The sequence below is a fragment of the Algoriphagus aquimarinus genome (assembly GCF_900112005.1).
GTDB classification, from domain to species: Bacteria; Bacteroidota; Bacteroidia; order Cytophagales; family Cyclobacteriaceae; genus Algoriphagus; species Algoriphagus aquimarinus.
In genome coordinates this window covers 32,771-41,643 of record NZ_FOKK01000009.1, presented here as the reverse complement: position 1 = coordinate 41,643, position 8,873 = coordinate 32,771, and the positions used below count along the sequence as shown (strand labels likewise).

At 38.0% G+C, this 8,873-nt stretch carries 11 protein-coding genes; all 11 read left to right on the top strand.

The annotated features are described in order from the left end of the window. The first annotated feature begins 189 nt into the window (after positions 1–189). The 11 genes from BM291_RS12820 to BM291_RS12775 all read left to right on the top strand — a co-directional run bounded on the left by BM291_RS12820 (position 190) and on the right by BM291_RS12775 (position 8,825). Positions 190–663, top strand: a complete 474-nt coding sequence (locus BM291_RS12820) for a very short patch repair endonuclease (RefSeq protein ID WP_245786861.1) — start codon at positions 190–192, stop codon at positions 661–663. 524 nt (positions 664–1,187) lie between these two features. Next, a complete protein-coding gene (locus BM291_RS12815; protein ID WP_092898026.1) occupies positions 1,188–1,922 on the top strand; it encodes a DUF3800 domain-containing protein in 735 nt (244 codons plus the stop codon). 266 nt (positions 1,923–2,188) lie between these two features. Then, positions 2,189–2,410: a PDDEXK family nuclease gene (locus BM291_RS22290; protein ID WP_245786860.1), complete on the top strand. Its 222-nt coding sequence runs from the start codon at positions 2,189–2,191 to the stop codon at positions 2,408–2,410. A 220-nt stretch (positions 2,411–2,630) separates the two neighbouring features. Continuing rightward, on the top strand, positions 2,631–2,972 hold the full coding sequence (locus tag BM291_RS12805; RefSeq protein ID WP_092898024.1) for a hypothetical protein: 342 nt from the start codon (positions 2,631–2,633) through the stop codon (positions 2,970–2,972). Positions 2,973–3,098: 126 nt separating this feature from the next. Then, a complete protein-coding gene (locus BM291_RS12800; RefSeq protein ID WP_092898022.1) occupies positions 3,099–3,878 on the top strand; it encodes a hypothetical protein in 780 nt (259 codons plus the stop codon). Further along, a complete protein-coding gene (locus tag BM291_RS12795; RefSeq protein WP_092898020.1) occupies positions 3,871–4,350 on the top strand; it encodes a hypothetical protein in 480 nt (159 codons plus the stop codon). Before BM291_RS12800 ends, BM291_RS12795 begins: the two co-directional genes overlap by 8 nt. Positions 4,351–4,384: 34 nt before the next feature. Continuing rightward, entirely contained in the window at positions 4,385–4,564 is a 180-nt protein-coding gene (locus BM291_RS21925; RefSeq protein WP_139229097.1) for an ogr/Delta-like zinc finger family protein, read from the top strand. A gap of 588 nt (positions 4,565–5,152) precedes the next feature. Continuing rightward, positions 5,153–5,434, top strand: a complete 282-nt coding sequence (locus BM291_RS22525) for a very short patch repair endonuclease (protein WP_262481220.1) — start codon at positions 5,153–5,155, stop codon at positions 5,432–5,434. Between the two features lie 144 nt (positions 5,435–5,578). Beyond that, positions 5,579–6,841, top strand: a complete 1,263-nt coding sequence (locus BM291_RS12785; protein ID WP_092898018.1) for a DNA cytosine methyltransferase — start codon at positions 5,579–5,581, stop codon at positions 6,839–6,841. Beyond that, positions 6,841–7,986, top strand: a complete 1,146-nt coding sequence (locus BM291_RS12780; RefSeq protein WP_092898016.1) for an HpaII family restriction endonuclease — start codon at positions 6,841–6,843, stop codon at positions 7,984–7,986. The genes BM291_RS12785 and BM291_RS12780 overlap by 1 nt, the downstream gene beginning before the upstream one ends. Positions 7,987–8,111: 125 nt before the next feature. Continuing rightward, on the top strand, positions 8,112–8,825 hold the full coding sequence (locus BM291_RS12775) for an AbiU2 domain-containing protein (RefSeq protein ID WP_092898014.1): 714 nt from the start codon (positions 8,112–8,114) through the stop codon (positions 8,823–8,825). Positions 8,826–8,873: the final 48 nt, after the last annotated feature.

Here is an 8,873-nt window from a genome sequence, read left to right as displayed (position 1 = left end):
ACATACGCTCGTTTCCAAAAGAACTGCCTGCTCCGAGGGCATGGCATATTAAATAATTCCACACCTCGGGTTGAAACCCGAGGCTACCTATAGTCCGTGCCTATGGGACTTTTAATGATGGACAACCTATTACCCCTCAATTACGATCAAAAACTATAAGGCAACTGATCTCTCCACTACCTTAACCCCTTGAAAAATAAACCCTACATAAGACCCAAAACAGCAATCCCCCAATTCTCTGAGGAAAACGGCTTCTACACTACCAAGATCAGGTCCTACAACATGTCGAGGATAAAAGCTAAAAACACCAAGCCGGAAAAACTCATGAAGAAGGCTCTATGGCAAGCAGGAGTGAGGTATAAAACTCCAAAGAAGCCTCTATTTGGGAAACCTGATATCAGTCTCAAAAAACACAAACTCGTCATCTTTGTAGATGGCACCTTCTGGCATGGTTACGATTGGGGTAATCGGAAGAATGCAATCAAATCCAACCGTGAATTCTGGATAGCGAAGATCGAACGGAATATGGAGCGGGATAAGGAAGTAAATGACTTCTATCAATCAAAAGGTTGGACAGTATTAAGGTTTTGGGATTTTGAGGTGAAAGTGGAGTTGGGCGCATGTATCAAAAGGATATTGGATCAATTGGATTTCATTTTATAAATTGATAAGGCAGTTTCCATCCTAATCAAGCTGATAGGAGCAACAAGGGAACAACACCAGATATAGCCTAAGAACAAATTTATAGCCATTGGCACAAAATGGTTAAAATAGAATTGTTTGCAAAAGTCATTCTGGGTCTTAAATGTTGAACAGGTTTATCATTTAAACCTAGTAATTTTTAGAATCAAAAAAGGGTAAAATATTAGGCTAACAGTATGAAAATCACTATGTTTAATGCAACAATCCCCTGCACGCCTCTGTTCACATGCGCATCTTGCAGGGCTTTTTTTTGCCTAAACTTTATCTTTTTAAAATGAAAAACGAAAAACCACCTATTTCTACACAGAAACATATCCAACTTTTGAATCAGAAGGTGCTTTTATTTCTAAGTAGTTTGAGATAGAATGAAATCGAGCATGACTCAAGAGTCACACAATGAGATGATTTTCATTAATGCAAGATTCCCTGTCATACTGCCGTTAGCCAGGATGGAATATGGCCTTTAAAAGACTAATTATAATCATATGAAACATTACCTCTTTATAGATGAAAGTGGAGATCATGGCTTGACTAGCCTAAATCCTGATTTCCCAGTATTTCTTCTCTGTGGAGTGTTAGTTTCCGAGGTAGATTACCATCAAATACGAGAGAAATTTAATATCATTAAATCTACACTTTGGGGACAGAAGGAAGTGATTTTTCATAGTAGGGATATCCGAAAGTGTGATAAGGAATTTGCTATTCTCTTTGATCTAGAAAAGAAAAAGTGGTTTTACGAAAAGCTAAACAAGGTAATTGTTGAACAACCCTACACGCTCATCGCTTCTGCAATTCGAAAGATAGAATATATTCAAAGGTTTGGTAAACTCTCAAACGATGTGTATGAAATGGCACTTTCTTTTATCATTGAGCGCTCGGTCTTTTACCTGGATAGTTTAGAGATGAAGAATATTGAATTGGAAATCATTATTGAGAAACGAGGAAAAAAGGAAGACAAACGATTGGAAGAACATTTTCAGCGTCTGCTGTCCAGAGGAACAGGATATGTTTCGGAAGAGAGGCTTAAAGCCTATGGAGTTCGCATCTCTTTTAAATCCAAAAAGGAGAATATTAATGGTCTTCAGTTGGCCGATTTGGCTGCATACCCATCTGCGAGGTATGTTATTGAGCCAAATAGAGCAAACCCTGCTTTTGATTTAATATACCCTAAGTTTTATCGGCAAAATGGAAAAGTATATGGACTTAAAATTTATCCTTAAAAAAACAAAGAGCCCAACTTACGCTGAGCTCCTTGCCGATCGGGGACACCCCGGTCCAAATGTTTTTCAAATATACTACTAATATTTATTACGCAAGTTTAGATTATGTGGTTGCATTGGCCTAAAAGAAAAAGTAATTAACAATTATGTTTGAGAAATAATATTAAAAGTCAAACAGTGATAGATTTCATATTTTTGACCTTCATGAATCCAACTACCTACAACCACCAATTCCTGTTCTCAGACCAACCCACCACCTGTCCCGAGTGAGGTATAAAACTCCAAAGAAGCCTCTCTACGGCAAGCCTGATATCAGTCTCAAAATGTACAAACTCGTCATCTTTGTAGACGGCACCTTCTGGCATGGCTATGATTGGGGTAATCGGAAGAATGCAATCGGGAATTCTGGAAAGCGAAGATCGAACGAAATATGCAACGTGATCAGGAAGTCAATTCCTACTATCAGTCAAAAGATTGGACAATTATGAGGTTTTGGGATTTTGAGGTGAAGGGGAACTCGGTACTAGTTTAAGTAGAGTGTTAGCTCATTTCGACGAATACAAGTTATTTTGAACCTTCCCATCAATAGGAATGCGGCTTCAGCCCATTCCTAAAGGAGTAATATCCTAAATGGGGCTTTAGCCAAATCCCTATAGTGTATAAATGGGATTTTTAAATTAAATTTTAAGTCAGTTTTCATTAAACTTTATGATTAAAATATACAAGAGCATCACAGTTATGATGCTATTCTGCTTTTTTCACCTGCCACCATCCATGGCGCAGGATATTCTAAAGAAAACAGCAAAGGATCTATGTGTGTGTCTTAAAGAGACATCTAAATCAGACACTCTGAATCTGGCACCCAAACAGTTTTTGGATAAATGTACTGGAGCTACTATGGCTAAAAATGGAGTAGAATTAGCTGAAAAGTACGATATGAGCACTATTTCCAGTATTAAGATATTGCGGGATAAACTTGTTAATGAGTTAAAGCAGGACTGCCAGCAGTTTATCAAGATGTTTTCTGAAAGTCCTTTAAAGAATGATTAATTGATAATGGAATAGGTTAGGGTCAATAAGTGTATTTGTAATTTGAAAACGCATATTAGACAGGTATAGTCCTATACAAATTACTGACCCTATCCATTTAATTCTATTTTTCGTTAGATTTGGAGTATGCAGAACACGGGGTTTTTGGAGATAAAAGTGAATGGAAAGAAAGGGAACAAACCCCTTACTCCAGATAACTATGATATCCGCGAACTGATAGAAATCATTGGTAACGTAGAGAATCTTCTTTTTCCATTAGATAAGAGAGACAGACCTGCCATCACCTATGAGATGCAAGAAGGCTCTGTCAGACATTTGTTCAGGACTTCGCTGCAGTATATTATAGGTTTTAACGCGGTGTTGGGTGAAATCGAAAGGACTAATAAGCTAGATTTTTTAGATTTGAATACTGCCAAGGCATTTGAGGCTTTTCAGGAAGTGGCAGTCAAGTATGATTATTCATTGGAGGTAGGTACTTCACTGGAGCAAAGTAATAAGTTGAATATCAACAAAGAAACTCAATTCAAAAGATCAGAGGCTATTTGGGCTGATGCTGAATTTTACTTTTATGGTAAAGTAACTAATGCTGGAGGAAAGGATAGGGCTAATATGCACCTATTGACTGAGGAATTAGGGACAATAAGAATCCAAACTCCTATTAGTTTTTTGAAGCAATATGAATCCAATCTATTGTATAAATCATTTGGGGTACGGGCAATAGGACGACAAAATTCCCAAACGGGTGAAATTGATTTATCCTCGTTAAAGTTTATTGAACTATCTGGGTATGATCCCAAATACGATGAATCTTATCTCAATGATTTGATAGCCAAAGCAGAAAACAGCTGGTCAAACATTCCAGAAAAGGAAAGTTGGCTCAGAGAAATCAGAGGGGGATATGAGTGATAAGGGAGTTCTCTTGGATACAAGTTTCTTTATAAGGCTATTGGATCCTCTGGACCCCTTGCATTTGAATGCTAAGGGCTATTATCGATATTTTTTGGAGAATGACCAAGTGATGTTTTTAAGTACAATTGCAGCTGGTGAATATTGTGTCCGGGGTAAGCTAGACCAACTCCCCTTAAAGCAGTTGAAAATTTTACCTTACAATCTTAACCATGCTCAAAAGGCAGGAGAACTGGCAAATACGGTGTTTGCCAACAAAGGAAAACTGGATTTACTAAGTAGGACTATAATTCCCAATGACACTAAGCTTTTCGCCCAAGCTGAAGTGGAAAATCCCATTTGCAGGTATTTGTCTTCCGATACGGAAAGCGCTAAAATCTACCATTTATTAAGAGCAAAGAGTGAATTAAATTTTGATTTTCTGGACTTGTCCATACCGCATCACGAAGCATTTGGTCTGCTCGATTTATGATTTAATATCTTAAGATTTAGAACTTTGATTTTTTATGAAAAATTCAATCTTCACCCACCAATTCCTTTCCTCTGACCAACCTACCACCTGTCCACAATGCGGACTGAGGACAGAGATCATCACAGACCTAAGCCATAGCAGCCAAACTCAAATTCATCAATGCCCTGATGCAACCTGTGGATTTGAATTCGTAGTGACAGATGATATAGAGTAGTAGCTTAACATATTAATCGATTAGCAGATTCGCTTTCGTTTAGGGCGCGGTGGAGAGTTGCAATAGCGGGCCAGGCGGTAGGTAAGCGGGGGGAAGCATTATTGCAGCAAGGCTTTTGGATACTTTTGGCCTCAAAAGTATTAAGGAAATAAGCTTCACTTGCGTTCTTTAACTGATTAAAAAACCATTTCTCATTTCCATTCCTCGGAACATACGCTCGTTTCCAAAAGAACTGCCTGCTCCGAGGGCATGGATTATTTAATAATTCCACACCTCGGGTTGAAACCCGAGGCTACCTATAGTCCGTCCCTATGGGACTTTTAATGATGAACAACCTATTATCCCCAAATACGATCAAAAGCTATAGGACAATATCTCTCTCCACTACCTTGTCCCCTTGAAAAATACCCCCTACATACGCCCCAAAATAGCAATCCCCCAATTCTCGGAGGAAAATGGCTTTTACACCACCAAAGCTCGCTCTTTTAATATGTCCCGGATCAAGGGAAAGGATACCAAGCCGGAAAAATTCATGAAGAAGGCTATGGCAAGCAGGAGTGAGGTATAAAACTCCAAAGAAGCCTCTTTTTGGGAAACCCTGATATCAGCCTCAAAAAATACAAACTCGTCATCTTTGTAGATGGCACCTTCTGGCATGGCTACAACTGGGAAGAGAGAAAACACTCCATCAAATCCAACCGTGAATTCTGGATAGCGAAGATTGAGCGCAATATGCAAAGGGATCAGGAAGTCAACGACTACTATCAATCAAAGAGCTGGACTGTAATGAGGTTTTGGGATTTTGAGGTGAAAGGGGAGTTGGGAGCCTGTATCAAAAAAGTTCTGGATGAAATCAGCAGGTATTCATAATTGAATTGACAATACGTGACAATGTCCTATTATTCTTTTATTGGATGGGAAACTCTTATTAGAGATTAGATATATTTGGACTATCTTATTTTAAGATTCAGATGAAGAGGTGAAATCTCTTCTCTAAGCTCAATAAACCAAGGAATGAAGTTAAAGGAGAAAATATCAATTGAAGAGGTTTTTGGCCAGAAGTTCAAAGTGCGGGTAGTAGAACCTTCTGATTATGGGAAAGCAGCCCTTACCCATTACTTGCATAATAGTAAAAACGGTATCTCACAGTTTTATAAGAAAGGAGCAGTCGAGCATGTAAAGTACGCTCTTGAATATAAATTTCCTGAAGAAGAAATCAGCTATGAAGTAGCAGAGGAAGCACTTCAATACATGCTTTTTGATTTCAAAAATAAAGTGCCTTTTCCTGAACCAAAAGAACCAAAATTCAAATTCATTGATCTATTCGCTGGAATAGGTGGTTTTAGACTTGCGATGCAGAGTTTGGGAGGTAAATGTGTTTTTACCAGTGAGTGGGATGAGCAGGCAAAGAAAACGTACGCAGCCAATTTTGGAGAGGTGCCTTTTGGAGATATTACCAAAGAAGAAACAAAGAGATTTATACCTGATGGCTTTGATGTGCTTTGTGCAGGATTTCCTTGCCAGGCATTTTCGATTGCAGGTAAAAGAGGTGGTTTCGAAGACACTCGAGGAACACTCTTTTTTGATGTTGCCGAGATTATTAAGAGAAAAAAACCTAAAGCTTTCTTTTTGGAGAATGTAAAAGGTCTCCGTAATCACGATAAGGGAAGGACGTTAGCTACTATTCTTAATGTACTTAGAGAAGATCTAGGGTATTACGTTCCTGATCCGAAGATAATGAATGCCAAGAATTTTGGTGTCCCTCAAAACAGAGAGAGGATCTTCATTGTAGGATTCAGAAAAGATTTAGGGATTTCTGAATTTGAATATCCTGAGCCTTTGGATAAAGTGGTTTCTTTTGAAGATGTCAAGGAAGAAACCGTGGTTTCTGTGAAATATTACCTTTCTAACCAATACCTAAAAACCCTCAAGGAGCATAAAGCAAGGCACGAAGGAAAGGGAAATGGCTTTGGATATGAAATTATTCCTGATGATGGAATTGCCAATGCAGTTGTTTGTGGGGGAATGGGAAGAGAGCGAAATCTCGTGTATGACGACAGGCTGGAAGATTTCACTCCAATTACTCATATCAAAGGCGAAGTAAACCGCTTAGGTATTAGAAAAATGACGCCTAGAGAATGGGCAAGACTGCAAGGGTTTCCTGATAACTATGTGATTCCTGTAGCAGATGCGTCTTCCTACAAACAGTTTGGTAATTCAGTGGCAGTACCTGCGATTAAGGCTACTGCTGAGAAGGTAATAAATGAGATATTATAATGCTCAAAGGAAACAAAGGAGAGTGGAGCGAATTATACGTTTTAGTAACCCTTCTGGCAGAGGGTAAACTTTTTCAGTCAGATGTTGAATTAGACAAAGATTTTAGCAATGTCTATGAGATTATAAAGGCTTACAAAAGTGAGAGTCAATTTAAGCTTGAGTTTGATAGACAAGAGAAAGTAAGAGTTTATAAAAAAAATGATCAGTTGAATGAGCAAATAGGGGAGTTTTCATTCTCTGATTTTAGCGAGATCTCCAAATTGCTTTATAATGGAATTCTAAAAGGCAAAGGTAGTTCATTTGCGATTTTAGAAGCTGAAGATTTTTTAAAAACTTCTCAAATCAATAAACTAAAGGCTGACAGTACTGTAAAGTCTGATATTCAGTTAAAAATTTACGATCACAGATTAGCTAAAGAAACTGATCTTGGTTTTAGCATTAAGTCACTCTTGGGTGGAGATTCTACCTTATTCAATACTGGCGTAGGCAACAATTTTATTTTCTCAACAGAACATGATTTAGAAGAGACGATAGAAGACTTTAATACCAGGACCTACAAGCCGGAAGGCAGAATGTCAAAACTTACTTTTCGTCTTCAAGAATTAGAGCGTCTGGGATGCGAGATGAAGTTTGAAAAGATCCAATCCAATCAGCTATGGAAAAATCTAAAAATGATTGATGGGGATTTACCGGAAATTATTGGTTGGTCATTGTACTATAGATGGGTATTTAGAGAATCCTCTTTGACCAAAATTTTAGCAATATTAGAAGAGATTGACCCCATGAATTTTTATGGTGGCGAGGCTAGTGAGCAAAAGCTATATGAGTATAAACTTAAAAGATTCTTAACGGAAGCTGCTATGGGCATGACTTCCGAAAAGCCTTGGCTTGGAGAATATGATTCCTTTGGAGGTGTAATCATCGCTAAGAAAGATGGGGATATCGTCTGCTTTCATATCTATGATTTCAACCTTTTTAGAAACTATTTATTGAATAACACAAAGTTTGAGCAGCCGTCAACAGGGGAGGATGCCGAATTACCAGGAAGACCTAGGGCGTCCGGCAAAAACTATAACTACGGTTGGGTTTACAGGGAAGATGATCTTTTGAAGATTAAAATAAACCTACAAATTCGGTTTAGGTGATTGAGCTGGTCTAGGAATTTATTATTTTTGACAGTAGTTGTCCTGCTCATTTTAAGAATTGAAATCTGTTGATTGATAGGCCGTTAACTTGCCTATTCAAATTTTACCAACTTCAATTCTCACCTATGGATTTACAAAAATTCTTTCAAGAAGGACTGGCCAGTGACCTGATCATGGCTGAAAGGCACTATTTCGTTTACAGAACGATAGGGGAGCATGCACATTTAATTAACCTTGCTGCAAAAAGTACTGAAAGGAGCGCACTGAATTACATGCAGGAAGCTGCCATGAATATGACTCTAATCAGTCTCTCAAAAATCTATGATAGCAAAAGTAGAAATAAGAATTATCTGGTAAGATCGCTCGATTCTCTTATTGATATGGGGGGTCAAATAGATGCTCACTTCCCATATAGCTTAGAATACTTTGAAGCTTTTGAGAAGCTTGAAAAACTTGTGCAAATCCCCTTTGCGAGTAAGGTAATATCGACCAAGGATGAATTATTCAACTACTTTAAAACTATTTTAAAGTCCCAGATTGTGAAAATCAAAGTGGATCATCTGAAAATTGTTAGGGATAAATACATCGTCCACAATGAGCACTTGGATGAAGTACCCCATATACCGGATTTTTGGGAGGAAGTAGCATTTCTGCTTGATTTAGGAAAGCTTATATCTTCAATTGTTGGAAACATATTCCTGCACACAGAATATATCAATATAAATGAAGTAGGTCCTAATCGGATTCATTATTCAGTTCTGTTTGATTTCCATTGGTTGATTGAGATGATCGGAAAAGTGGTTGGAAAGGAGGATTTTGTTCAATGGTGGGAAGATTAATTAGCGAGAACAATTGAAAAAGGCCATCCGCTAAGATGACCTTTAACA